The following is a 23,308-nucleotide window of genomic DNA, read 5'->3' on the forward strand; positions in this document are numbered from 1 at the left end:
ATGTTCTCGAGCACGGTGCGGGAGGTGTCGAGGGTCTCGTGCTCCTGGGCGTAGTAGCCGAGCTTGAGTCCGTGGCCCGGCACGACCTCGCCGGGCACGCGTCCGGCGACCGACGCGCGCCGTACCCCGGACGAGAGCACCCGGCGCACCCCGCACCGACCGCGCCGGACCGCCCACGAGGGTCGTCCGGGCGGGGTTGCGTGACGTTCGACGGGGACCTCAAGAGCGAGCCCCGACCGTCCGATACGTGGACCACCGATGCAATCCTGCGACACCCACGAGCTGCACGAGCTGCTGGACTCCGTCCCGGACACCCGTGACGTGATCGTGCGTCGGGCGGACGCCGAGGACCTCGCCCAGGCGATCTGGGAGGCCGCTCGCGACGACGCGCTCGACGCCTGGACCCGGTGGGCCCGCCGCCCCGGCGTCGGGCCGTGGGCGGCCTACCTCGCCGCCCGGGACCGCGAGGACGCCGCGGTGGCGGCCCTGCGGTCCGCCGTCGTCGCCTGACGCGCCGCCGGCGCTCGGCAACGCCCGCCGCGTCCGCTCAGCGGGCGCTGGGCGTGGCCCGGTCCTGCACGGCGCGCACGTCGTGGGCCAGGTCCGAGGACGTCAGCTTGTCGACGGGGAAGGTGACCTGCTGCCGTCCCTGCGCGTCCAGCACGAGGACGACCGCGGAGTGCTCGAAGCCCTCGCCCTGGGGGAGCACGGCGTAGCTCTTCCAGATCGGCGCGAGCTGGGCGCGGGTGCCGAGCACGAACTGCGCCCGACCGCGCAGGCGCATCTTGTTCAGGAACTGCTGCGCCGTGGCCTTCGTGTCGTTCTTCGGGTCGACGCTCACGATGATCGTCGGCACGTCCTCGCCGAGGTCGTCGAGGCTCTGCGCGATCTGCCGGGCCGTCGCCGGGCAGGTGTCCTCGCAGGTGCTGTACATGAAGGTGAGGATGACCGGGCGGCCGCGCAGGCCGGCGAGCGATGTCGGACGCCCGTCCTGGTCGGCGAGGCGGAACCCGGGGGCCGCGGCCCCGACCCCGCGGGAGCCCTTGAACGGCGACCCGGCCTGCTGGATGCCGTCGTCCGCGCCGTCGCCGGAGCCGCCGGGACGGGCCAGGACGAGCACGACGAGCACGCCGAGGACCACGACGGCGGTCGTCATCAGGGAGAGTCTGAGGCGAGCGTTCACGACCACCCGAGGGTAGTCGCTCGACGATCCGGGCCGCGCCGAGCGGGCCGACGACCGGTGACGACGTCGCAGCCCCGTCGAGGCCCGGAGCCGGGATCTCCGGGGCGCTACACTTTGTAAAGCAAGGAAACCCTATGGACCTTCAGGTGAAGCCATGACCCCCTCGGGAGCGGAGTTCGTCCGCCAGATCAAGGGCCAGATCGAGGAAGTCGATCCGGCGCAGGTCCACGACGTGCTGTGGGACGAGAACGTCGTCCTCGTCGACGTCCGCGAGAGCGACGAGGTCGCGGCGGGCAAGCTGCCCGGCGCGGTCCACGTGCCCCGCGGATTCCTCGAGTCGCGCATCGACGGCGCCGTCGGGGACCGCTCCAAGCGGGTCGTCCTCTACTGCGCCTCGGGCAACCGCTCGGCACTGGCGGCGCGCACGCTGAAGGAGGACCTGGGCTACGACAACGTCGAGTCCATGACCGGCGGCTACACGCTGTGGAAGGACCGCGGCTACGAGGTCGACGTCCCCCGCACGCTCTCCGCCGAGCAGCGCGAGCGCTACAGCCGCCACATCCTCATCAACGAGGTCGGCCTCGAGGGCCAGATCAAGCTGATCGACTCGAAGGTGCTGCTGATCGGCGCCGGCGCGCTGGGCTCGCCGAACGCGCTGTACCTCGCAGCCGCCGGCATCGGGACGATCGGCATCGTCGACGACGACGTCGTCGACCTGTCGAACCTGCAGCGCCAGGTCGCCCACGGCACGTCGACGATCGGCACGCCGAAGGTCGAGTCCGCCGCCAAGCGGATCAACGACCTCAACCCGGACGTCACGGTCGTCCAGCACCAGCAGCGGCTCGACGCCGACTCGGTGCTCGAGCTGTTCAAGGGCTACGACGTCATCGTCGACGGGACCGACAACTTCCCGACGCGCTACCTGATCAACGACGCGGCGGTCCGGTTGAACAAGCCGGTCGTCTCCGCCGCGATCCTCGGCTTCGAGGCGCAGCTGTCGGTCTTCGACACCTCGCACCCCGACGGCCCCTGCTACCGCTGCCTCTTCCCGGTCCCGCCGCCCGCCGAGCTGGCCCCGTCCTGCGGTGCCAACGGCGTCCTCGGCGTCCTGCCGGGCACCGCCGGGCTGCTCCAGGCCACCGAGGTCATCAAGCTCATCATCGGCGTCGGCGACTCGCTCCGCGGCCGCCTGCTGATGTACGACGCACTGGCCGCCGAGTTCAACGAGGTCAAGGTCCGCAAGGACCCGGAGTGCCCCGTGTGCTCCCGCGACCGCGACTCGATCTCCGACGACGAGATGGGCGTCTTCCCCGACTACGAGGCGTTCTGCGCCGCGGCGGGCTAGGGTCCCGCACCTCATGGCCACGATTCGCATCCCCCCGGTCCTGCGCCCGTCCGTCGGCGGCGAGCGCCAGGTGACGGCCGACGGCGCCGACGTCGGCGAGGTCCTCAAGGCCCTCGTCGCGTCGCACGAGGAGCTGGGCACCCAGCTCTTCGGTGCCGACGGCGAGCTCAACCGGTTCGTCAACGTGTACCTCAACGACGAGGACGTCCGCGTCCTCGACGGTCTGGACACCAAGGTCGGCGACGCCGACACGCTCCAGATCCTGCCGGCCATGGCCGGCGGCGCCGCCTGACGGAGGCGGGCCCACCCGGGGCCCGCCTCCCCACCCGGCCCGCGCGCGGTCCCGGGCAGGCCGCACGCGCGGCCCCCGGTCCGTGCGGGCCGACCTGCCCGGTCGGGGCACACGCCGACCACGCCCCCGGCGCGTGACCCGTTCCTGATTGGGCCCTCATGGTCGGCGGGTACCTTCAGTAGGTGCCCGACGGACCGAACGAGACCTCCCCCGAAGCCGCCGGGGAGCTCCCGACCGGCCGCGTCGCGCGCACGGCGCGGGTCGGACGCCTCGTCGCCGGTCAGGGACTGCGGTGGTCCGGCATGCGCGCGGCCAACAAGGTCCGCTCGCCGGAGCGCGCCGAGGAGGCCCGTTCCGACCGCACCGCCAAGCTCGTGGGCCAGCTGGTCGACCAGCTCGGCCAGATGCGCGGTGCCGCGATGAAGATCGGGCAGATCCTCTCGATGGTCGAGTTCGACGGGCTGCCCGAGGAGCAGCGGGGCGAGCTCCAGGCGAAGCTCGCGAAGCTCCGCGACGACGTCCCGCCCGTCCCGTTCCGCAAGCTCGAGAAGCTCATGCGCGAGGAGTTCGGCGGTCCGCTCTCCGAGGTCTTCTCGTCGTTCGAGGAGGAGGCCTTCGCGGCGGCCTCGATCGGGCAGGTCCACCGCGCCACCACGCTCGACGGCCAGGACGTCGTCGTCAAGGTCCAGTACCCGGGGGTGGCCGAGGCCGTCGAGACCGACCTGCGCAACGCGATGCTGCTGCTGCCGCTCGTCAAGCGCCTCGCCCCGGGCCTCGACGCCAAGGCGCTCGCCGAGGAGCTCCGCGAGCGGATCTCGGAGGAGCTCGACTACGAGCTCGAGGCGCAGAACCACCGCCGCATCGAGCGGCTCTACCGCGGGCACCCGTTCGTCCGCATCCCCAAGGTCCTGACGGAGCTCTCGACCCGCCGGGTCCTCGTCTCGGAGTACGTCGAGGGGCAGCGCTTCGAGGAGGTCCGCCGCCTGGACCAGGACGAGCGCGACCGCTACGGCGAGATCGTCGTCCGCTTCTTCTTCGGCCTGCTGTTCCGCGAGGGCATCGCGCTGGGGGACCCGCACCCGGGCAACTACCTGCGCTGCGCCGACGGCAAGGTCTGCTTCCTCGACTTCGGGCTGCTGCGCGACGTCTCGCCCGCCTACCTCGACGGCGAGCGCGCGATCGCCGCCGCCGCCCGCGACGCCGATGCGGAGGGGCTCCGCCAGGCCCTGATCTCCACGGGCTACCTGCCGCCGGAGCGCGCGGCCGAGATGGACGGCGACCTCGTCCTGCGTCTCATGCGGGCGATGGCCGGGTGGTACGCGGTGGCCGGCGAGCGGCGCTTCGGGGGCGACGCCGGCGACCCGCGGGTGTGGACGACGCCGGAGGGCGAGGACGGCGCCGTCGGAGGCTTCGCGCCCGGAGCGGTCGCCGCGGTCGGCGACGCGGCCCCGGGGGAGGACCCGGCGACCGCCGCACCCGCGGCTCCGGCCGAGCGCGACCGCGCCGCCGACCGCGCCCAGATGAAGGCCGTCCGCGCGGAGGCCAACCGCTTCACCCTGCCCTCCGAGGCCGTGCTGACCCGCCGCATGTTCGACGTCGTCGCGATCGTCCTCGGCCAGCTGCGCGCCGGCGCGGACTGGGGCGGGATCGTGGGCGAGGTCCTCTACGGGATGGGGCCCGTGACGCCGCTGGGCGAGGACGAGGCGGGCTTCTTCGCGGGTTCGGAGCCGATCCGGAGCTGATCCGGCACGGCCCGGCACCCACCGGGCCGTGGTCGTAGGGCAGCATGGAGGACGTGGTCACCGCGACGGACATCCCCCTCGCTGACGAGGCGCTCGGACGCCTCCGGCAGCTCACCGGCAACCCGGACGCCGTCTTCCGAGAGCATCAGCTCGACGCGGTCTCCGATCTGGTGGAGGACCGGGCCCGGGTGCTCTGCGTCCAGCGGACGGGGTGGGGCAAGAGCGCCGTCTACTTCGTCGCCACCGCGCTCCTGCGCGCCCGCGGCGCCGGGCCGACGCTGATCGTCTCGCCGCTGCTGTCGCTCATGCGCAACCAGCTGCAGGCCGCGGAGTCGATGGGGCTGCGGGCCCACACGATCAACTCGACCAACGCCGGGGAGTGGGCCGAGATCGAGCGCCTGATCGAGGCGGACGAGGTCGACCTGCTCCTGATCGGGCCGGAGCGCCTGAACGCCGACCGCTTCCGCGAGCGCCTGCTGCCGGTGGTCGCCGCCCGCACCGGCCTCCTCGTGATCGACGAGGCGCACTGCGTCTCCGACTGGGGGCACGACTTCCGGCCGGACTACCGCCGCATCAAGGACGTGCTGGCCAACCTGCCGTCCGACGCCGCCGTGCTCGGCACGACGGCGACGGCCAACGACCGCGTGGTCGCCGACGTCGTGGAGCAGCTCACCGCACCGGCCGGCGCCGACGGGACGGCGGACCCGGCGGCGCTGCGCACCTACCGCGGCTCGCTCGCCCGGACCAGCCTGCGCCTGGAGACCGTCGAGCTGCCGCACCCGGCCGAGCGCCTCGCCTGGCTGGTCGAGCACCTCAGCGGCCCCGACGCGCTCGAGGGCTCGGGCATCGTCTACGCCCTGACGGTCGCGGACGCCGAGCAGGTGGCGGCGTTCCTGAAGGACCAGGGCATCGCGGCGGCGGCCTACACGGGTCAGCAGGCCTCCGAGGACCGCATCGCGCTGGAGGAGCGCCTGCAGCACGACGACGTCAAGGTCGTCGTCGCCACCAGCGCGCTGGGCATGGGCTACGACAAGCCCGACCTCGGGTTCATCGTCCACTACCAGGCGCCCGGCTCCGTGGTGGCGTACTACCAGCAGGTCGGCCGTGCGGGCCGTGGCGTGGACCACGCCGAGGTCGTGCTGCTGCGCGGGGCCGAGGACCGCCGCATCCAGGACTTCTTCATCACCCAGGCGTTCCCGAGCGCCGAGCGCGTCGCCGAGGTCCGGGAGGTGCTCCGGGAGGCGGGGGAGGCCGGCGCGACGACGCGCGAGGTCCAGGCGCAGGTCAACCTCGGGCTCACGCGGCTGGAATCGATGCTCAAGGTGCTCGACGTCGAGGGCGCGGTCTGGCGCTCGCACGGTCGGTGGGGCCACGTCGAGGGGGCGGACTGGACCTACGACGAGGAGCGCTACGCCCACGTCACGCAGCTGCGCCGGGCCGAGCAGGACGCGATGGCGGCCTTCGGCACGGACGGGCGCTGCCTGATGCGTGCGCTGCAGGAGGAGCTCGACGACCCCGACGCGGGGGACTGCGGCCGCTGCGCGGTCTGCACCGCCCCGCGCTACGGCGAGGCCCCGGACCGCGAGCTCGTGCGGGCCGGGCAGACCGCGCTGCGGTCGCGGCCGGTCTCGTTCGATCCCAAGCGGATGGCGCCCGAGGCCGGCAGCGGCACGATGCGCAAGATCCCCGAGGCCGCCAGGACCGACGCCGGACGGGCGCTCGCCCGCCGCGGCGATGCCGGCTGGGACGCCCAGGTCCGCGCCGAGCTCGAGTCCGGTCGGCTGGGCGACGACGTCGTCGAGGCTCTGGCGGAGCTCGTGCGGGGCTGGGGCGTGCGCCCCGAGTGGGTCACGGCGGTGCCCTCGCGGCGCCCCCAGGACCCGGTGTCCGACGTCGCCGAACGGCTCGCGGCGGCGCTCGAGCTGCCGTGGGTGGCGACCGTGGGCCGGCGCGAGGACCGGCCCCGGCAGGCGGGCCAGCGGGGTGCCGCGCAGCAGGCGGCGAACGTCCGCGGGGCCTTCGCCGTCACGGCGGACCCGCCCGCCGGTCGGTGCCTGCTCGTGGACGACCTGCGGCAGAGCGGGTGGACCCTCGCGATGGTCGGCGGCCAGCTCCGCAGGCGAGGCGCCGGCCCGGTCTCGCCGCTGGTCCTCAGCACGACGAACTGACCCGCGAGCGGCGACGCGCCGCGTACGGCCCCGGTCGGTCGGGGCCGGGATCCGGCACGGCTACACTTGGTGGCCCATGGCGATGCCCCCTCTCGAGAACCGGCCGTGCGCGGGTCGCTACGGCGACATCGTGCAGTCGATCGGTCACACGCCGCTGATCGAGCTCAAGCGCCTGTCGCCCAAGCCCGGCGTGCGGATCTGGGCCAAGCTCGAGTCGGCCAACCCGACCGGCTCGGTCAAGGACCGCGTCGCCAAGGCGCTGATCGAGGACGCGGAGGAGCGCGGGACGATCGGCCCGGACTCCGTCATCCTCGAGCCGACCTCCGGCAACACCGGCATCGCGCTGGCCATGATCTGCAGCCGCAAGGGCTACAAGCTCAAGGTCGTGATGCCCGACAACGTCACGCAGGAGCGCACCGACCTCCTGAAGATGTACGGCGCGGAGATCGTCTACTCCCCGGGCGACCAGGGCAGCAACGGCGCCGTCGCCATGGCCACCGAGATGGCCGCGTCGGACCCCAGGTACGTGATGCCGTACCAGTACGGCAACCCGGCCAACCCGCTGGCGCACTACAACGGCACCGCGGTGGAGATCCTCGACGAGCTCGACGGCCAGGTCGACGCGTTCGTGGCCGGCCTGGGCACCGGCGGCACGCTGATGGGCAACGGCCGGCGCTTCAAGGAGGAGCTCGGCGACCGCGTCACGATCGTCGCCGCCGAGCCCATGCAGGGCGAGCCCGTGCAGGGCCTGCGGTCCCTCGACGACGGGTTCATCCCGCCGATCATCGACCTCTCGCTGCTGGACCGGAAGATCTTCGTCACCAACTCCGACGCGATCGTCTGGACGCGCAAGCTCCTCGACGAGGAGGGCCTCTTCGTCGGGGTCAGCTCCGGCGCGATCGCCCGCGTCGCCGTCCGCATCGCCAACGAGATGGACGAGGGCAACGTCGTCTTCATCGTCTGCGACGACGGTTGGAAGTACCTCTCGTCGGGCATCTACACGCGCCCGATCGAAGAGATCAAGGACCTCGAATCTACGCTTTGGTGGTGACCTGATGGGCCCTATCGGACCTACGGAACTGATCGTGATCCTCGTGATCGCGCTCCTCGTGCTCGGCCCCAAGAAGCTCCCCGAGGTCGGCAAGTCGCTCGGCAAGGGCATGCGCGAGTTCAAGGACAGCCTCGCGAGCGCGAACCCGTTCGACGACGACGACGACGACCGCCCCGCGCCGCGCAAGACGCCGGCGCAGCAGGTCGCCGCCGCGCCGATCGGCACCGAGGACGACGACGTCCCGACGGCGAAGGCGTCCGACGAGGACAGCCGCGAGGCGCAGGACGCCTTTGGCGCCAACAAGTCGTGACGGGGGCCGCCGCGGGCTCCGGCCCGCACCCGTCGGCCGGCCTCCGGGGTCGGCGATGAGGATCTCCCGCGCACACCTGGATCAGGTGATCGCCCACGCCGTCCGGGACGCCCCGGACGAGTGCTGCGGGCTCCTCGCGGTCCGCGACGGCGACGTCGTCGGTGTCCACGAGCTCGAGAACGTGCTGAACGGGCCGAAGGTCTTCGGCTTCGAGCTCGGTGGGTCGTCGTACCCGCGCGCGATGATGGCCATCGACGACGAGGACGCCGAGGCCAGCGTCCTCTACCACTCGCACACGCGGTCGGCGCCCTACCCGTCGCAGACGGACATCAACTTCGGCCGCGACCGCAACCGGCTGCCCGGCGTCGAGTGGCTCATCGTCGGCACCAAGGGCGCGGAGCCCGAGGTCCGCAGCTACCTGATCGACGCGGACGGCGAGGTGACCGAGGTCCCGGTCACCGTGCTCGACTGACGGAGGACCCGCGGGCGTCGGGCCGCCCACGGCGGACGGCGGCCGTCGTGCGAGCGACCGGACGGTCACCGACGCACGACACCCGGCCGGAGAACGACGAAGGGCCGCTCGAGGGCGGCCCTTCGTCGTTCCTGCGGGCCCGGCCTCCGCGGAGGCCGGGCCGCGCCGCTAGATCAGCGCGGCCGGCAGCTCCGCGCGCTCGGCGGTGCCGTCGAGGATCGACTCGATCTGGTCCGTCGCGCGGGTGAACTCGTCGTCCGAGAGGACCGGCGTGCCCTCGAAGGGGAGGTCGCGCTGGATCTCGAGCCACGAGCGGCAACCGCCCATGTCGTCACGCACGCGGACGGTCACCGGACGCGGGATCCGGTAGGCGCGCAGCAGCACGACGTGCAGCGGGTGCCGGTGCTTCCAGTTCAGGCGCTTCTCGGCGTAGTCGGGCGTCCACACGTAGTACGGGGACAGCGCCTCGACGATGCGGGCGTCCGTGACCGTGTAGTGCGCGACGGCCTCGGCCCAGGCCCGGATGCGCACGCGCTCGGGCTGCGGGATGCCACCGTCCTCGGTCAGCGCGGCCGCCGGCGGATCGCCGTCGGGCCAGACGCCCTCCTCGAGGGCACGGCGCAGCTCCGGGAGGTGGGACTCCCGGATGACGTCGTTGCGCTGGTGATCGAAGGTGGGGTAGAGGAAGAATCGATCGTGGTCGAGCCGGAAGTGCTTGTGCTCTTCCCGGACTCCGCCCTTGCGAAGCGTGAGCAGCTGCTCACCCTCGGCGAGGGCACGGACCGTGACCGCCCATTCCTTGAAAGCAATCGGCATGGCGGAACCAACTGTCGGAGATGAAACGAACCTGCGCGCACACGCAATACCGAGCGGAGATCGCTGCAGGCCGGAGAAATCATCGTTGCAGAGACCGCTGCAAAATCCAAGCGATTGGTGCAACTCCGTGCGGCAGCGCACGGATTCGTGCCGTTCGTGCTAGGCGTCGCCGACGTCAGGACCCGTCGGCGCGGGACCCGGACCCGGGGACCCCGCAACCCCCGCCGCCGGGGGTCTCGATGCGGAGGGTCTGGCCGGGCTCCATCCGGCCGCCCGCCTTCGGGGGCAGGACCCGCCCGTCCAGTGCGTGCAGGCCCGGGCGGCCGTCGTGCCCGCCGTCCGCGCCGCGCGCTCCCACGGTCCGGCGCTCCCCGAGCACCTGGTACTCCAGGGGCTCCAGCGCCTGCAGCTCGCGCACCACGCCGTCGCCGCCCCTGTGACGTCCGTCGCCGCCGCTCCCCCGGCGCACCTCGTACCGCACGACCCGCACCGGGAACGAGACCTCGAGGGCCTCGATCGGGGTGTTGCGCGTGTTCGACATCGCGACGTGGACGGCGGACGGGCCGTCGGCGTCGGGCAGCGCGCCCTGCCCACCGCCGATCGTCTCGTACATCGTGCGGCGCTGGTCCCCGAGCGTGACGTTGTTCATCGTGCCCTGCCCGAGGGCGCGGCCCAGCGCCCCGAGCACGAGGTCCGCCACGCGCGAGCTCGTCTCGACGTTGCCGGCGACGACCGCCGGCCGGGTGCCGTCGGGCCGGGGACGGGCGTCGAGGATCGAGCCGGGACGCGTCAGGACCCGCACGCAGCGTCGGGTCCCGTCGTCCGTCGGCAGCTCGGCGTCCGCGACGGCGGCCCGGACGGCGAAGAGGCACGCGGACTCGGTCACCGCCCGCGGGCAGTTGAGGTTGTGGTGCCCCTGGTCGGGGGCGCCGCGCAGGTCGACCTCGACCTCGCCGTCGGCCACGGTCACGACGACCGACAGCGGGATCGGGCCCTCGCGGCCCTCGAGCAGGTCGTCGAACGTGTGGCGCCCCGGCGGCAGGGACGCGATCGCGGCGCGCATCCGCCGCTCGCCGTAGTCCAGCACCTCGCCGAGGGCCGATCGGAGCGCGTCGGTCCCACGTGCGGCCGCGAGGTCCGCGAGGCGCGCGGCCCCGGCCTCGCAGGCGGCGACCTGGGCGCGGAGGTCCGCGCGCCGCTGGCCGGGGTGGCGCATGCGGCCGGCCAGGTCGTCGACGAGACCCGGGGTGAGGGCCCGCGGGGTGATCACGACCCCCTCCTCCTCGAGGGTCGTCGAGTCGGCGGGCATCGACCCCGGGGTCCGGCCGCCCACGTCGGCGTGATGGGCGCGGGCGGCGGCGAACCCGATCGGCGCACCGGCCGGCGCCCCGGCGACGAAGACCGGCGTGACGACCGTGATGTCGGGCAGGTGCGAGCCACCCGCGTACGGGTCGTTGAGGATCCACGAGACGCCCGGCCGGTGCTCCCGGTCGCGCACCGCGGCCACCGACGCGGGCATCGCGCCGAGGTGGACCGGGATGTGCTCGGCCTGGGCGATCATCCCGCCGTCCGCACCGAAGAGCGCGGTGGAGCAGTCCCGGCGCTCCGTGATGTTCGGGGAGTGGGCGCTGCGCACCAGGACGGCGCCCATCTCGTCGCACGCCGCGCGCAGGCCGCCCACGAGGACCTGCAGGTCCACCGCGTCGAGCGCGGCGTCCCCGGTGCCGGTCCCGCCGCCGCCCGCCCCGCCGGCGCCCGGGCCGGCGCCGGTCGTGCCGTCGCCGGCGCTCACGCCCGGTCCTCCCACGGCGCGGGGGCGGGGACGGGATCGTCCGCCTCCAGGTGCAGGGTCCCGTGGTCGTCGGTCCGGGCCGTCCAGCCCGACGGCACCACCACGGTGGCGCCGTCGAGGCGCACGACGGCGGGACCCTCGGCGGTGGTCCCGTCGCCGCCGACGCCGAGGGCCACCGCAGGCGCCTCACCACGCACGGTCTCGCGGATCGTCACGAGCTCGAGGACGGCGTCGGGGTCGTCGAACCCGTAGCGCTCCCGGTGCGCCGCGTCGAAGGCGCGGCGCAGCGCGACGGGGTCGGGGGCGACGTCGCGGACGGTCAGCTCGAAGGCCTGTCCGGCGTACCGCAGGTCGTAGGCGCGCTCGAGGCGGTCCCCGCGGGCCCCGAGGGTGTCGGGCTCCGCGTCGCCCGGGAGGCCCGCGCCCTCGGTGCCGGCGCCGCCCGTCGTCCCGGTCGATCCGTCCGCGGCCGTGGCCCCACCCGGGTCGCGGCCGAGCCCCGACGACCGGCCTTCCGGGCCACCGCCCAGCGCCTCGGTCGTGATCGCGTCCCCGCGCAGGAGGACGGTGCGGGCGGTGTCGGTGCGCCGCTCCGCGGCGGCGAGGCCGAACGCGGAGAGGACGCCGCCGGCCCGGGGGACGAGCACCCGCCCGATGCCCAGCCGCGCGGCGAGCCCGGCGGCGTGCAGACCACCCGCGCCGCCGTACGCCAGGAGCGCGAAGCCGCGCGGGTCGACGCCCCGCTCCACGGTCATGACCCGCAGCGCGCGGGACATCTCGGCGTCGGCCACCCGCAGGATCCCGCGGGCGCACGCGTCGACGTCGAGCCCCGTCGCCCCCGCGAGGCGACCGACCGCGGCACGGGCGGCGTCGACGTCGAGCGCGACCCCGCCCGCGAGCGGGGCGGCCGGGTCCAGAGTCCCGAGGACGACGTGGGCGTCGGTCACCGTCGGCTCGGTGCCACCCCCGCCGTAGGCCGCGGGACCGGGCACCGCCCCGGCGGAGCGCGGGCCGACGCGCAGGGCGCCGCCCGCGTCGGTCCAGGCGACCGAGCCGCCGCCCGCGCCGACCGTGTGGATGTCGACCGTCGGGAGCGCGATCGGGCGGCCCGCGATCGTGCCGCCGCCCGTCTCGCGGACCCGGCCGCCGGTCACGACGAGGACGTCGCAGGAGGTGCCGCCCATGTCGAAGCACAGGAGGTCGGGCTCGCCGGTCGTGCGCGACACGATCGCCGCGGCCGCCGCGCCGCCCGCCGGGCCCGACAGCACGGTCGTCGCCCCACGGGCCGCGGCGACCTCGAGGGCGCAGACCCCGCCGGAGGACTGCAGGACCTGGGGGCGGGGGAGCCCGGCGTCCTCGCAGCGCGTGGCCAGTCGGCGAAGGTAGCGCCCGACGAGGGGCGAGACGGCCGCGTCGACCTCGGTCGTGGCGGCGCGTTCGTACTCCCGGAACGTCCCGACCGCCTCGTGCGAGAGCGACACGTGGACCTCGTCGCCGAGGACGCGACGCAGCGCCGCCCCGAGCGTGCGCTCGTGCTCCGGGTGCCGGTCGGCGTGCAGCAGGACCACCGCGACCGCCTCTGGCCGCAGGGCGAGGACGGCTGCGGCGACCGCGTCGGCGGCCGACGGCGTCAGCGCGACCTCGGGGCCGTCGGGACCACAGCGCTCGGGGACGGGCACCCGCAGCGCCGGTGGCACGAGCGGCGCGACGCGCGGCCGCGCCAGGTCGTAGAGGTGGGGGCGGTCCTGGCGGCCGAGCTCGACGAGGTCGACGAAGCCCTCGGTGGCGCAGAGGACGGTCCGGGCGACCCGGCCCTCGAGGAGCGCGTTGGTGGCCACGGTCATGCCGTGGCGCAGGCCGGAGACGTCGGCCGCACCGGCGCCGGCGGTCCGGAGGACGTCCCGGATCGCGCGGAGCACGCCCTCGGACTGGTCCTCGGGCGTGGTGGGGGTCTTCGCGGTGTGGACGCGCCCGTCCGCGACGAGCGCCGCATCCGTGAACGTGCCGCCGACGTCGACCCCGAGGAGCATCGGGCCGAGCGTAGCGCCGGCCGGCACGGGGGTCCGGGTCGGGTGCGCCCCGCGGGGGTGCACGTGCCGGTCGGCGTCGCGGGCCGTCGCGGGCGGGCCCCACCGGGGACCGCGCACGCCGGGCCTCCCGCCGGGCGCCCGCGGCCCGCGGGGTCCCTAGGCCGCGAGGGCCTCGAGCGGGCGGCGCTCCGCGAAGTCCTCCACGGGCTCCTCGGTCTCGCTGAGGTGCTGGTGGGAGGGGCAGTAGCGCGAACCGTGGAGCGGATCGCGCTGGCACGGCTGCCCGCGCCGGGTGGTCGCCTGACAGGTGGGCTTCGTGCCCGTCAGGTCGTGCCCGAGGTCGGGCCGGCGCCGGAGCTCCTCCGCCACGGTGCCGACGTACGTGTCGACGGTCCGCCAGACCTGGGCCTGGGCGGCCATGGGGAAGAGGAACCTGATCTCGGTGAAGAGGCTCTTCGCCGGGTGCGCGAAGTAGTGGGGGTCGGTGACGAGCCGCTCGATGGTGCGCTCGCACGCCCGGAGCACGCGCTCCTGGGTCGTGCGGGAGGCACCGCCGGGGAGGTTGCGGGTGACGTCGCGGTAGAGAGTCCTGGAGAGGTGGTACATGAGAGTGGGACGGTGGGTCGGAACCGTCCACCCCTCGAAACACCCCGAATGTTGGGTTTCGATGAAGATGTGGCGCCTTCTCCTCGCGAGAGTGATAAAGGCCGATTTATTGATCGAGGCGTTATACGCCGTTTAGACGTCCCACCGCTCGCGCCGGGCGACCGGCACGCCGTCGGTGGGCTGGACGACCGTATGAACCCCGTCGAGCTCCGGATCCGTGCCCGGGTGGTCCAGGCGACGATGGGCACCGCGGCTCTCCTCACGCGCCAGGGCGGCCGAGCCGATGGCGCGGGCCAGGGGATGCGGGTCGTCCAGGAGGGTCCGGAGCCCGTCGGCGTCGCGCTCGATGCCCGCGTGCCGCCACAGGGCCTCGCGGCTCTCCCGCGACGGCGCGACGACCGCCGGGGCGGAGGGCGGCGGTCCCAGGCGGTGCGGCAGGGCGGGCGCGTCCAGGCCGGCGCGGGCCGCCCGGCCGCCGTAGACGATGCACTCCGCCAGGGAGTTGGACGCCAGGCGATTGGCCCCGTGCAGCCCGGTGCACGCGGTCTCGCCGACGACGTGGAGGCCGGGCACCTTCGTGGCGCCCTGGAGGTCGCAGGCGACGCCACCCATCGTGTAGTGGCAGGCGGGGGAGACCGGCACGAGCTCGGTCACAGGATCGAGGCCCGACTCGCGCAGCGCCCCGACGACGTTCGGGAAGGCCCCCGGGTCGACGTCCCGCATGTCGAGGCGGACGTGGTCGGCCCCCTCGGCCAGCATCGTCCGCCAGACGGCCTGGGCGACCTCGTCGCGCGGCGACAGCTCGTCGACGAACCGCTCGCCCGCCCCGTCCAGGAGGGTCGCGCCCTCGCCCCGGATCGCCTCCGTCACCAGGAACCCCTCGCGGCCCGGGATCCCGGCGACCGCCGTGGGGTGGAACTGCACGAACTCCAGGTCGGCGAGCTCGGCGCCCGCCGCGAACGCGAGCTGCGCGCCCACCCCGACGGACCCGGGCGGGTTGGTCGTCCGGCTCCAGAGCGCCGCGGAGCCGCCGCAGGCGAGGATCGTCGCGCGGGCCGCGATCGCCCTGCCGTCCTCGAGCACGACGCCGACGGCCCGGCCGTCCGTGGTCCACACCGCCGCGGCCCGGGTGTCCTCCAGGACCGTGACCGAGGGGTGGGCGACGAGCCGGGCCGAGAGCTGGCGCACGAGCCGCCTGCCGGTCGCGCTGCCCCCGGCGTGGACGACCCGTCGGTGGGTGTGCCCGCCCTCGAGCCCGAGGACGCGGCGCCCGTGCCGGTCGGCGTCGAACCGCACGCCGAGCGTCTCGAGGTCGCGGACCGCGTCGGGCGCCTCCCGGCAGAGGACCTCGGCGGCCGACCGGCGCACGAGACCGCGGCCCGCCCGCTCCGTGTCGGCGAGGTGGGCGGCGGCGCTGTCGTCGACCGCCAGCGCTGCGGCGACGCCTCCCTGGGCCCAGTAGGACGCGGTCTCCGCGAGGGGCGTGGCGGACACGACGGTGACCCGCGCCCCGTCGCGCGCGGCGCAGAGGGCGGCGTACAGCCCGGCGGCCCCGGCTCCGACGACCAGGGCGTCGGTGGTCGCGTCGGCGGCGGCGGACATGGCGGGTACCGTATCCGTCGTGGCCCGCCCCCTCTTCCGTCACGAGTCGTCCCTCCGTCACGAGACCGGGTCGCACCCCGAGCGCGCCGACCGGATGGTGGCGATCGAGCGCGAGCTGGAGGCCCGCGACTGGTGCGGGTTCGTCCCCCGCGACTCGCCGGAGGCCACGGACGAGCAGCTGCTCGCCGTCCACCCCCGGGCCCACGTCGAGCGGATCCGTGCGCTCGCCAGGTCGGGCGGCGGACGGATCGACGCGGACACGATCGTCTCCTCGGGGTCCTGGGACGCCGCCGTCCACGGCGCGGGCGGCGCGGTGGCCGTCGTGGACGCCCTCCTGTCGGGCGAGGCGACCCGCGCGGCGTCGCTGCACCGCCCGCCCGGGCACCACTGCGAGACGGCGGAGCCGATGGGGTTCTGCCTGTTGAACAACGTCGCGATCGCGGCGCGCCACGCCGTCCTGACGCACGGCCTGCGGCGGGTGCTCGTCCTCGACTGGGACGTCCACCACGGCAACGGCACGGCCGAGATCTTCGCCGGCAGCGGCGAGGTGCTCTTCGCCTCGATCCACGAGTTCCCCCTGTATCCGGGGACGGGCCGGCCCACGGAGACCGGCCACGGTGCCGGGAAGGGCCTGACGGTGAACCTGCCGGTGCCCGGCGGGACGGGGGACCGCACCTGGGTCGGGATGGTCGAGCACGTGGTCGCACCGATCGCCCGCGACTGGGCCCCGGAGCTCGTCCTGGTCTCGGCGGGCTACGACGCCCACGCGGACGACCCGCTCGCGGGCTGCGAGGTCACCGACGACGGCTTCGCCCGGATCGCCGGGGCGGCGCACCGCCTGGCCAAGGAGCTCGACGTCCCGCTCGGCCTGGTGCTCGAGGGCGGCTACGACGTCGACGCGCTCGCGCGGTCGGTGGCCCGGACGCTCGAGGCGTGGTCGGAGGACCCGGCGTCGGCGTCGGCACCCGAGCCGGTCCCGGAGGACGACGTCGTCCGCCGGGCGCGGGAGTTCTTCGCGCCGGGCTGGCCGTCCCTGGCGCACGCCGCGGGCTGAGCGGCGGGATCCACGCCGGTCAGGGCGTGGTGGCGGTGCCCGCCCCGGGCTGGGCCGGGGCCGTCGTCGTGCCGGGTGCGGTGGTGGCGCCGGACGTGGTGCTCGTCCCGGGTGCCGGGGTGCCGCCGGAGGGCGCGGTCGTCGTCGTCACCGCGGGCGTCGAGGTCGTCGGCGTGGCGGGCACGGCGGCCGTCGGCTGCGGGTCGGGCTCGGGGACGGCGGGGGCCACCGTCGTCGTGGTGGCGGCCGGCACCGGGTCGTCGCCCGTGGTGGTCAGCGCCACGAAGGCGCCGAGCGTGCCGCCCGCGACGATCAGGACGACGGCCGCGACCGTGGCGACGGGGAGCCTCCAGTTCGGCGTCGGGCGCATGCGCGTCCGTGCCGGTGCGCCGCAGCTCAGGCACCACGACTGCTCGGCCCCGACGGTGTTCCCACAACGCGGGCAGACCACCGGTGTCGGCGGGGTGCGGCTCATCGGCGCTCGGAGCCCGTGGCGGACGTGGCCCCGGGGTAGGACCCGGTCGTCCCGGCGCCCGGCGCGGCCGCGACCGTCGCGGGGTCGGCGGGGGCGTGGCCGGTCTGCTGCTGGTCGACGCGGATGCCGCACTGGGGGCAGAAGTTCGCGTCGCTGCCGTGCAGCGCACCGCAGCGCAGGCAGACCGAGACGCCGGGCTCGTGGAGCTCCTCGACGCTCAGGAAGTCGCGCAGGCCGTGCTCCAGGACGTGCAGCTCCTGGTCGATGGAGTGCAGGGCGTCGACCTTCGCGCCGACGAGGACCTCGTTCTCGACGCCCGCGCGGCGCAGCTCGAAGACGAGGCCGCCGAGGTCGCGGTAGCCGAGCTCGCGGACCCGGCGCAGGTACCGTAGGCGCCGGCGCATGCGGCCGCGGTTGCGCACGCTGACCTTGCGCGGCACGGCCTGCGGGGCGACCTGGGCGGCCGGCTCTGCGGCGGCCGCCGCGGAGCCCGTCCCGGGCGCCGAGGGCTCGGGGCCGGGGCCCGGGGTGAAGGCCGTGATGCTCGAGTCCTGCCGCCTGCCGTCCGGGCGCCCGGGCTCTGCCGTCCGGTGGACCTGGGTGGGCTCCTCGCCGGGCCGGGAGGCCTCGCCGGGGGTCGGGCGCGGCCCGGCCTCGCCGGCGTCGTGGGGGGTGCGGTCGGGGGAGTCGCTCATAGATCGGACGGCCCCGCGGGTTCTCGTCACGCCGGACCGCGGTGCGAGTGTAGCGACGACACGCCCACCGATCGCCGGGCCCCCACGGGGTGCGGGGCGGGGAGCGCGGGCGGTTCCGGCGCAGGTCCGGCACGTTCGGGCGGTGGAGACGACACGGGCGCCGGCCGGACCATGGGGACGCATCCGCACCCCTTCCGGAACCCCAGGAGACCCTCGTGTCCCGCACCGCCCTCGTCACCGCCCAGCCCTCCCCGGTCGCCACCCCCGGACCGTCGCTCGCCCTCGCCGCGCGCGCCCATCACCGCCTGCTGCGTCTGCACGACGGCGCGGCCGTCCGTCGCCTGCGGTCGGAGGACCGCGGTCAGGGCACCGTCGAGTACGTCGCCCTGGCGATGCTGATCGCCGCCGTCATGGCCGGCGTCGTCCTCGCCGCCGGCGGCCTGAAGGGCGGCGGCATCGCCCAGGCCGTCGTCGAGAAGGTCAAGTCCGCCATCGGCACCGCGGGCGCGGCGCCGAAGGTCAAGTAGTCCCGACGGGCCCGGCGGGCGTCCCGCGGCCGTCCTACGATGGCCGCGTGCCCCGTCTCGTGCTCGCGACCCGCAACCCGCACAAGGCCGAGGAGTTCGCCGAGCTCCTCGCGCCCTGGACCGTGGGTGCGCTGCCCGACTCGGTGGACCTGCCGGCCGAGACCGGCACGACGTTCGCCGAGAACGCCATGGGCAAGGCGCGGGCCGCGGCCGCGGCCACGGGCTCCGCCGCGTTCGGGGACGACTCGGGCATCGAGGCCGACGCGCTGGACGGCGCCCCCGGCGTCCGCTCCGCGCGGTTCGCGGGCGAGGACGCGACGGACGCCGAGAACCTCGCGCTGTTCCGCAGCCGGGTCCCGGCGGGCAGCGCGGTCGCCTACGTCTGCGCCATCGCCTACGTCGATCCCGCGACCGGCACGGAGCACCGCGTCGAGGGTCGCTGCACGGGCACGATGGCCCCCGAGCCCCGCGGCGACGGGGGCTTCGGCTACGACCCGGTGTTCCTGCCCGACGACGTCGAGGTCGCGGCCGGGCGGACGATGGCGGAGCTCGCGCCCGCCGAGAAGGCCGCGATCTCGCACCGCGGCGCGGCTGCGCGCGAGCTGCTCGCGCTGCTCACGGCCGCGGCACGCTGAGCAGGGGTCGGCCGGTCCCGGGGTCGCCCCGACGCCGACCGGCGGCGGGGTCGGGCCGAGGCCGGGGCCCGGGGCGGGGCTCAGCGCAGGTTGGTCGCGGCGGCCAGGCCGACCGCCGTGGAGACGGCGGCGTAGCCCAGGAATCCCCGCACGACCAGGACGATCGCGGTGATCAGGCACGCCAGGATGACGACCGACCAGGCGGCGCGCTCGAGGGTCATGCGCACATCCAAGCACCTCGAGGCCGGCCGGGGTCGCCGGGGCGACCGGAGGGCTCCACCGGCGCCTCGCCGGACGGCCGGGGTGCGGTGCGTCGCCCCGGCCGTCGGCGCGCCGACGGGGCTCCGGTCGCGGCGCGGCGGGCTCCCCACGGCGGTCCGCGACCGGCCGGGGGCGGGCGGTCGGACGACGTTCCGTCCTGCGATGCAGGCACACTCTCGCCGTCCGGCACGTGCGACGCATCGCCCGTCCGACCGCCTTCCCGCTCCTGCGGGAGGCGTGGAGACGCGATAGCGTCGCAATCCGAAGCGTGCCCCACCATAGGAGGAGCGGTTAGATGACCAAGGCAGAGTTCGTGGACCACGTGGCCGAGAAGGCCGGTCTCGGCAAGAAGGACGCGCAGGCCGCCGTCGACGCCGTGCTCGACACGATCACCGACGCGCTGTCCCGCGGGAGCGACGTCACGTTCTCCGGCTTCGGCAAGTTCTCCGTCGCCGAGCGCAGCGCCCGCAAGGGGATCAACCCCGCCACCGGCGAGCAGATCGACATCGCGGCGAAGAAGCTGCCGAAGTTCTCCGCCGGCGCCGCGCTGAAGAAGTCGGTCGCCTGAGGACCCAGGTCCTCGACGACCGGTCGGCTCCCGGGTTCGGGGACCGACTGGCGTCCGCGGTACGGCGACGCGAGAGCGCGATCGCCGTCGGGCTGGACCCCGACCCCGCCCGTCTGTGGCGAGGCGGGGTGGCCGTCCCCTCGGGCACGGATCCCGGCCGCGCCGCGGCGTCCGCCGTCGCGGACCACTGCCGACGCGTACTCGACGCGACGGCCCCGGCCTGCGTGGCCGTGAAGCTGCAGAGCGCCTCCTTCGAGCGCCTCGGGCCCGACGGGCTGCGCGCCCTGCGCGACGTCGCGGAGCACGCCCGGCAGCTCGACCTCCTCGTCCTCCTCGACGCCAAGCGCGGGGACATCGACGTCTCCGCCGCCGCGTACGCGGCCGCCGCCTTCTCCGGCGTCGAGACCCCGTGGGGCCCGGTCCCCGGCGTCGCCGCCGACGCCGTGACCGTCGCGCCGTACATGGGCCGCGACAGCGTCGTGCCCTTCATCGACGCCGGGCGCCCCACGGGCGGCGGCGTCTTCGTGCTGGTCCGCACCTCCAACCCCGGTGCGGCGGACCTGCAGGAGCACGCGATGCAGGACGGCGAGCCCGTGTGGGCCCGCGTGGCCCGCATGGTCGCCGCTCTCGGCGAGGCCTCGGTGGCCGGGGCCGACGCGGTCTCGGACGTCGGCGCCGTCGTCGGGGCCACGGCGCCCGAGCGCCTGCGCCGACTGCGCGAGCTGATGCCCGCCACGCCGTTCCTGCTCCCCGGCGTCGGAGCGCAGGGCGGTCGCGTCGAGGACCTCGCCCCGGCGTTCGCCCCCGGACCCGGCAGCGCGATCGTCACGGCGTCGCGCTCCGTCGTGGGTGCCGACGACGGGGCCGAGGACCCCGCACCCGCCGCGCGCCGCGCCGCCGAGGAGCTCCGCGCCCTCGCCGCCGCGCTGTGACGGACGCGGCGTCGGCACGTCGTCGTCCGTCCGCGGCCTATCCTTCCCGCGATGCCACCGCGCAGCCCGTTCCGCGTGGTCCCGCCCCTCGCCCTCATCGCCGTGCTCGTCGCGGTCTGGCTCGTCGCCCATCCCGGCTCGGACGACCCGGCCGACCGGCCGGTGGCGGGGACGACCACGACCGTCGCCCCGACGACCACCCGCCGGACCTACACGGTGCGCCGGGGCGACAACCTCTCGTCGATCGCGACGCGGTACGGGCTCGACGTGACGCAGCTCGTCGAGCTGAACCCCCAGGTCGATCCCCAGGCGCTCCGGGCGGGCCAGCGGATCCGGTTGCGGCCGCGTGACTGACGCCCGTCGTCGCGCCGTGGCCGTCCTGGTCCGCGTCCTCCTGCTCCCGCTCGCGCTGCTCGCCGGGCCGCTGGCCCTCCCGGCGGTCGCCGGGGCCGCCGACGGCCGGCCGGACGTGCAGGCGCCCGCGGCGATCGTGGTCGAGCTCTCCACGGGGGACGTCGTCCTCGGTCGCCGCCAGGACCAGCAGCGCGGGATCGCGTCGACGACGAAGCTCATGACCGCCCTCGTCGCCCTCGAGCGGGAGCCGGACCTGTCCGAGCGCTTCACCGTGCCGCGGTACGCGGCGAGCGCGGGGGAGTCCCTGGCCGACCTCCACCCCGGCGACCGGATGACGATGCGCGACCTGCTCGCCGGCATGCTGCTGCCGTCGGGCAACGACGCGGCCGAGGCGATCGCCAAGAGCGTCGCCGGGTCCGTCCCGGCGTTCGTCGGGCTGATGAACGACCGGGCGCGGGCGATGGGCATCGACGCGCGCTTCCGCAACCCGGTCGGCCTGGACGCCGACGGGCACCACGCCAGCGCGGCGGACCTCGTCAAGATCACGCTGCTGCTGCGGCGCTTCCCCGCCTTCAAGGAGATCGTCGACCGCCGGTCCATGACCCTCGAGTCGGCCACACCGGCCATCACGGTGGTCAACCGCAACCGCCTGGTGCAGGAGTACCCGTGGGTCGACGGGGTCAAGACCGGGCACACCCGCGCCTCGGGGTACGCCCTGGTCGGGTCGGCGCGGCGCCGGGGGATCTCGGTCATCAGCGCCGTGCTCGGCGACGGCTCGGAGGCCGCCCGCGACAGCGACAGCATCGCGCTCCTGCGGTACGCGACCTCGCTGTACGACCGGGTCCGCCCGCTGCGCCGCCTGGCCGTCGCCGGCCGGCTGCCCCTGCGCTACCGCGACGAGCGGGTCCGGGTCGTCGCCGCCTCCACCGTGACGCGCACCGCCCGCAAGGGCGAGCGGCTCCGCAACCGGGTCGTGGGCCTGCCGCGCGACGTCGAGGGCCCGCTGCCGCGCGGGACGCGGTTGGGGACGATCGAGGTGCTCCAGCGCGATCGCGTCGTCGCCCGCGTCCCGGCGGTCACCGCGACGGACGTCGCCGCGGCCACGTTCTGGGAGCGGCTCGACGACCAGCTGCAGCGCGGCTGGGTGCGGTTCCTGATCGGGCTGGCCGTCGTCTGCCTGATCGTCCTCGCGGTGCTCGTCGGGCGCTCGCGGGCGACGCTCCGTGGCGGGCGCCGCGGCGGCTCGCCGACCCCGTAGGCTGGCCCCGAGCGATGATCATCACCGTCACCCTGAACGCGGCCATCGACCGGTCGCTGGTCGTGCCCAACATCCGCCTCGGGCACCGGCACCGCGCGGTGGAGCAGACGACGCTCGCCGGCGGCAAGGGCGTCAACGTCGCCCGCACCCTGAAGACGCTCGGCCAGCCCGTCATCGCCACGGGGTTCGCGGGCGGCGCGACGGGGACCCGCATCGTCGAGCAGCTGACCCGCGAGTCGATCCTCAACGACTTCGTCCGCATCGCCGACGAGTCCCGCACGAACACCGCGATCTTCGACCCGACCTCCGGCGTCCAGACCGAGGTCAACGAGAAGGGCCCGCGCGTCGACGCCCGCGAGCTCGAGCTGTTCCAGGACAAGCTCCTGTACCTGGCGCGCGGCGCCGACATCGTCGTCCTCGCCGGGTCGCTCCCCCGCAACGTGCCGGACACCGTCTACGGCGATCTCGTCCGCGAGCTGCACAAGATCGGCGTCAAGGTCTACGCGGACACCGACGGCGAGCCGCTGCGCCACCTCCTGAAGTCCGAGCCCGACGGTCTGACGCCGAACCAGCTCGAGGCCGAGGAGATCGTCGGGCACGAGTTCGCCGACGACGAGGACCGGGCGCTCGCGATCCGCGAGCTCCTCGACCACGGCGTCCGCGAGGCCGTCATGACCCTGCAGGACGGGTGCGTCGCCGGCGTCCGTCACGACGGCGGGGCCAGCGGGCCCGTCGGCGTGCACCTGCTGCGCGCGCGCATCGACGTGCGCGAGACCGTGGCGCGCATCGGCTCCGGCGACGCGTTCCTCGCCGGCATGGTCGCCGCGCGCTACGAGCAGCGCGACGACGAGGGCGCCCTGCGCTACGCCGTGGCCTGCGGCGCCGACGCGACCCAGCGCCTCGGCGCCGGCCTCGTCGACCCGCGCCAGGTCGAGCGGCTGGTGCACGAGGTCGAGATCGAGCGCATCTCCCTCGACGACGAATAGAGGAGACCGGGCCCCGACCCGAGCGTCGCGGTTCCGGGGCGCATCCCGATGCGGTCGGGCTCGGGCCACCCGGTGGGGGTCCCGGGCCCCGACCCGAGCGTCGCGGGTCCTGGGCGCATCCCGACCCGGCCGGGCTCGGGCCACCCGGGACGGG

Annotated in this window: 25 protein-coding genes; 16 read left to right on the forward strand and 9 right to left on the reverse strand. The window is 75.2% G+C overall.

Features of this window, described 5'->3' with window-relative positions:
• Positions 1-258: 258 nt before the first annotated feature.
• Positions 259-510, forward strand: a complete 252-nt coding sequence (locus Q7T67_RS11855) for a hypothetical protein (RefSeq protein WP_304789446.1) — start codon at positions 259-261, stop codon at positions 508-510.
• Between the two features lie 37 nt (positions 511-547).
• Here the strand turns inward: Q7T67_RS11855 and Q7T67_RS11860 are convergent, their stop codons facing one another.
• The gene (locus Q7T67_RS11860) at positions 548-1,183 is read right to left on the reverse strand and encodes an SCO family protein (RefSeq protein ID WP_304789449.1); all 636 of its coding nucleotides are present in this window, start codon (positions 1,181-1,183) and stop codon (positions 548-550) included.
• A gap of 154 nt (positions 1,184-1,337) precedes the next feature.
• Between Q7T67_RS11860 and moeB the strand changes: the two genes are divergently transcribed.
• From moeB to Q7T67_RS11895, 7 genes are all read left to right on the forward strand, one after another.
• Positions 1,338-2,528 (forward strand): molybdopterin-synthase adenylyltransferase MoeB, encoded by a 1,191-nt coding sequence (moeB, locus tag Q7T67_RS11865; protein ID WP_304789452.1) that lies wholly within the window; start codon positions 1,338-1,340, stop codon positions 2,526-2,528.
• Between the two features lie 13 nt (positions 2,529-2,541).
• Positions 2,542-2,820 (forward strand): ubiquitin-like small modifier protein 1, encoded by a 279-nt coding sequence (locus Q7T67_RS11870; RefSeq protein ID WP_304789455.1) that lies wholly within the window; start codon positions 2,542-2,544, stop codon positions 2,818-2,820.
• Positions 2,821-3,002: 182 nt separating this feature from the next.
• Positions 3,003-4,562, forward strand: a complete 1,560-nt coding sequence (locus Q7T67_RS11875; protein WP_304789457.1) for an AarF/ABC1/UbiB kinase family protein — start codon at positions 3,003-3,005, stop codon at positions 4,560-4,562.
• Between the two features lie 53 nt (positions 4,563-4,615).
• Positions 4,616-6,730 (forward strand): RecQ family ATP-dependent DNA helicase, encoded by a 2,115-nt coding sequence (locus tag Q7T67_RS11880; protein ID WP_304789459.1) that lies wholly within the window; start codon positions 4,616-4,618, stop codon positions 6,728-6,730.
• 76 nt (positions 6,731-6,806) lie between these two features.
• Complete coding sequence (locus tag Q7T67_RS11885) at positions 6,807-7,781, forward strand: PLP-dependent cysteine synthase family protein (RefSeq protein WP_304789461.1); 975 nt, start codon at positions 6,807-6,809, stop codon at positions 7,779-7,781.
• A gap of 34 nt (positions 7,782-7,815) precedes the next feature.
• Positions 7,816-8,091, forward strand: a complete 276-nt coding sequence (locus Q7T67_RS11890) for a twin-arginine translocase TatA/TatE family subunit (protein ID WP_370695393.1) — start codon at positions 7,816-7,818, stop codon at positions 8,089-8,091.
• Positions 8,092-8,146: 55 nt separating this feature from the next.
• Entirely contained in the window at positions 8,147-8,563 is a 417-nt protein-coding gene (locus Q7T67_RS11895; protein WP_304789466.1) for a M67 family metallopeptidase, read from the forward strand.
• Positions 8,564-8,731: 168 nt separating this feature from the next.
• Here Q7T67_RS11895 and Q7T67_RS11900 read toward each other — a convergent pair whose 3' ends face one another.
• The 5 genes from Q7T67_RS11900 to Q7T67_RS11920 all read right to left on the reverse strand — a co-directional run bounded on the left by Q7T67_RS11900 (position 8,732) and on the right by Q7T67_RS11920 (position 15,409).
• Entirely contained in the window at positions 8,732-9,379 is a 648-nt protein-coding gene (locus Q7T67_RS11900; RefSeq protein ID WP_304789469.1) for a DUF1802 family protein, read from the reverse strand.
• Positions 9,380-9,554: 175 nt separating this feature from the next.
• Entirely contained in the window at positions 9,555-11,171 is a 1,617-nt protein-coding gene (locus Q7T67_RS11905; protein ID WP_304789472.1) for a hydantoinase B/oxoprolinase family protein, read from the reverse strand.
• Positions 11,168-13,201 carry a hydantoinase/oxoprolinase family protein gene (locus tag Q7T67_RS11910; protein WP_304789474.1) on the reverse strand — a complete coding sequence of 678 codons (2,034 nt, stop codon included), beginning with the start codon at positions 13,199-13,201 and terminating at the stop codon, positions 11,168-11,170. Before Q7T67_RS11910 ends, Q7T67_RS11905 begins: the two co-directional genes overlap by 4 nt.
• A gap of 156 nt (positions 13,202-13,357) precedes the next feature.
• A complete protein-coding gene (locus Q7T67_RS11915; protein WP_304789476.1) occupies positions 13,358-13,807 on the reverse strand; it encodes a hypothetical protein in 450 nt (149 codons plus the stop codon).
• 132 nt (positions 13,808-13,939) lie between these two features.
• Positions 13,940-15,409, reverse strand: a complete 1,470-nt coding sequence (locus Q7T67_RS11920; RefSeq protein WP_304789478.1) for an L-aspartate oxidase — start codon at positions 15,407-15,409, stop codon at positions 13,940-13,942.
• 19 nt (positions 15,410-15,428) lie between these two features.
• On the opposite strand from Q7T67_RS11920, the gene Q7T67_RS11925 reads away from it, so the two are divergent.
• Positions 15,429-16,463 carry a histone deacetylase gene (locus tag Q7T67_RS11925; protein WP_304789481.1) on the forward strand — a complete coding sequence of 345 codons (1,035 nt, stop codon included), beginning with the start codon at positions 15,429-15,431 and terminating at the stop codon, positions 16,461-16,463.
• Positions 16,464-16,482: 19 nt separating this feature from the next.
• Here the strand turns inward: Q7T67_RS11925 and Q7T67_RS11930 are convergent, their stop codons facing one another.
• Both Q7T67_RS11930 and Q7T67_RS11935 read right to left on the reverse strand, forming a co-directional pair.
• A complete protein-coding gene (locus tag Q7T67_RS11930) occupies positions 16,483-16,938 on the reverse strand; it encodes a hypothetical protein (protein ID WP_304789483.1) in 456 nt (151 codons plus the stop codon).
• Complete coding sequence (locus Q7T67_RS11935; RefSeq protein WP_304789485.1) at positions 16,935-17,633, reverse strand: zinc ribbon domain-containing protein; 699 nt, start codon at positions 17,631-17,633, stop codon at positions 16,935-16,937. The genes Q7T67_RS11930 and Q7T67_RS11935 overlap by 4 nt, the downstream gene beginning before the upstream one ends.
• A gap of 215 nt (positions 17,634-17,848) precedes the next feature.
• Here Q7T67_RS11935 and Q7T67_RS11940 point away from each other — a divergent pair, with 215 nt between their 5' ends.
• Entirely contained in the window at positions 17,849-18,160 is a 312-nt protein-coding gene (locus Q7T67_RS11940) for a hypothetical protein (RefSeq protein WP_304789487.1), read from the forward strand.
• 47 nt (positions 18,161-18,207) lie between these two features.
• Positions 18,208-18,795, forward strand: a complete 588-nt coding sequence (locus Q7T67_RS11945) for a non-canonical purine NTP pyrophosphatase (RefSeq protein WP_304789490.1) — start codon at positions 18,208-18,210, stop codon at positions 18,793-18,795.
• A gap of 80 nt (positions 18,796-18,875) precedes the next feature.
• On the opposite strand, the gene Q7T67_RS11950 is transcribed toward Q7T67_RS11945, so the two are convergent.
• Entirely contained in the window at positions 18,876-19,016 is a 141-nt protein-coding gene (locus Q7T67_RS11950; RefSeq protein ID WP_304789493.1) for a hypothetical protein, read from the reverse strand.
• Between the two features lie 335 nt (positions 19,017-19,351).
• On the opposite strand from Q7T67_RS11950, the gene Q7T67_RS11955 reads away from it, so the two are divergent.
• From Q7T67_RS11955 to Q7T67_RS11975, 5 genes are read left to right on the forward strand one after another with little or no spacing between them, the layout of a single operon-like run.
• Complete coding sequence (locus tag Q7T67_RS11955) at positions 19,352-19,624, forward strand: HU family DNA-binding protein (RefSeq protein ID WP_304789496.1); 273 nt, start codon at positions 19,352-19,354, stop codon at positions 19,622-19,624.
• Between the two features lie 47 nt (positions 19,625-19,671).
• Positions 19,672-20,556 (forward strand): orotidine-5'-phosphate decarboxylase, encoded by an 885-nt coding sequence (gene pyrF / locus Q7T67_RS11960; RefSeq protein WP_304789578.1) that lies wholly within the window; start codon positions 19,672-19,674, stop codon positions 20,554-20,556.
• A gap of 51 nt (positions 20,557-20,607) precedes the next feature.
• Positions 20,608-20,910 (forward strand): LysM domain-containing protein, encoded by a 303-nt coding sequence (locus tag Q7T67_RS11965; protein WP_304789498.1) that lies wholly within the window; start codon positions 20,608-20,610, stop codon positions 20,908-20,910.
• Complete coding sequence (locus Q7T67_RS11970; protein ID WP_304789501.1) at positions 20,903-22,168, forward strand: D-alanyl-D-alanine carboxypeptidase family protein; 1,266 nt, start codon at positions 20,903-20,905, stop codon at positions 22,166-22,168. Before Q7T67_RS11965 ends, Q7T67_RS11970 begins: the two co-directional genes overlap by 8 nt.
• Positions 22,169-22,182: 14 nt before the next feature.
• Complete coding sequence (locus tag Q7T67_RS11975; protein WP_304789504.1) at positions 22,183-23,154, forward strand: 1-phosphofructokinase family hexose kinase; 972 nt, start codon at positions 22,183-22,185, stop codon at positions 23,152-23,154.
• Positions 23,155-23,308: the final 154 nt, after the last annotated feature.

Source organism: Patulibacter sp., from assembly GCF_030655195.1.
Classification (GTDB): Bacteria; Actinomycetota; Thermoleophilia; order Solirubrobacterales; family Solirubrobacteraceae; genus Patulibacter.

Coding starts and splice junctions, on each gene's coding strand:
- Q7T67_RS11915 (WP_304789476.1), bottom strand. CDS start 13,807: ATGTACCACCTCTCCAGGACTCTCTACCGCGACGTCACCCGCAACCTC.
- Q7T67_RS11895 (WP_304789466.1), top strand. CDS start 8,147: ATGAGGATCTCCCGCGCACACCTGGATCAGGTGATCGCCCACGCCGTC.
- Q7T67_RS11910 (WP_304789474.1), bottom strand. CDS start 13,201: ATGCTCCTCGGGGTCGACGTCGGCGGCACGTTCACGGATGCGGCGCTC.
- Q7T67_RS11930 (WP_304789483.1), bottom strand. CDS start 16,938: ATGAGCCGCACCCCGCCGACACCGGTGGTCTGCCCGCGTTGTGGGAAC.
- Q7T67_RS11855 (WP_304789446.1), top strand. CDS start 259: ATGCAATCCTGCGACACCCACGAGCTGCACGAGCTGCTGGACTCCGTC.
- Q7T67_RS11900 (WP_304789469.1), bottom strand. CDS start 9,379: ATGCCGATTGCTTTCAAGGAATGGGCGGTCACGGTCCGTGCCCTCGCC.
- Q7T67_RS11935 (WP_304789485.1), bottom strand. CDS start 17,633: ATGAGCGACTCCCCCGACCGCACCCCCCACGACGCCGGCGAGGCCGGG.
- Q7T67_RS11965 (WP_304789498.1), top strand. CDS start 20,608: ATGCCACCGCGCAGCCCGTTCCGCGTGGTCCCGCCCCTCGCCCTCATC.
- Q7T67_RS11920 (WP_304789478.1), bottom strand. CDS start 15,409: ATGTCCGCCGCCGCCGACGCGACCACCGACGCCCTGGTCGTCGGAGCC.
- Q7T67_RS11975 (WP_304789504.1), top strand. CDS start 22,183: ATGATCATCACCGTCACCCTGAACGCGGCCATCGACCGGTCGCTGGTC.
- moeB (WP_304789452.1), top strand. CDS start 1,338: ATGACCCCCTCGGGAGCGGAGTTCGTCCGCCAGATCAAGGGCCAGATC.
- Q7T67_RS11950 (WP_304789493.1), bottom strand. CDS start 19,016: ATGACCCTCGAGCGCGCCGCCTGGTCGGTCGTCATCCTGGCGTGCCTG.
- Q7T67_RS11885 (WP_304789461.1), top strand. CDS start 6,807: ATGGCGATGCCCCCTCTCGAGAACCGGCCGTGCGCGGGTCGCTACGGC.
- Q7T67_RS11955 (WP_304789496.1), top strand. CDS start 19,352: ATGACCAAGGCAGAGTTCGTGGACCACGTGGCCGAGAAGGCCGGTCTC.
- Q7T67_RS11870 (WP_304789455.1), top strand. CDS start 2,542: ATGGCCACGATTCGCATCCCCCCGGTCCTGCGCCCGTCCGTCGGCGGC.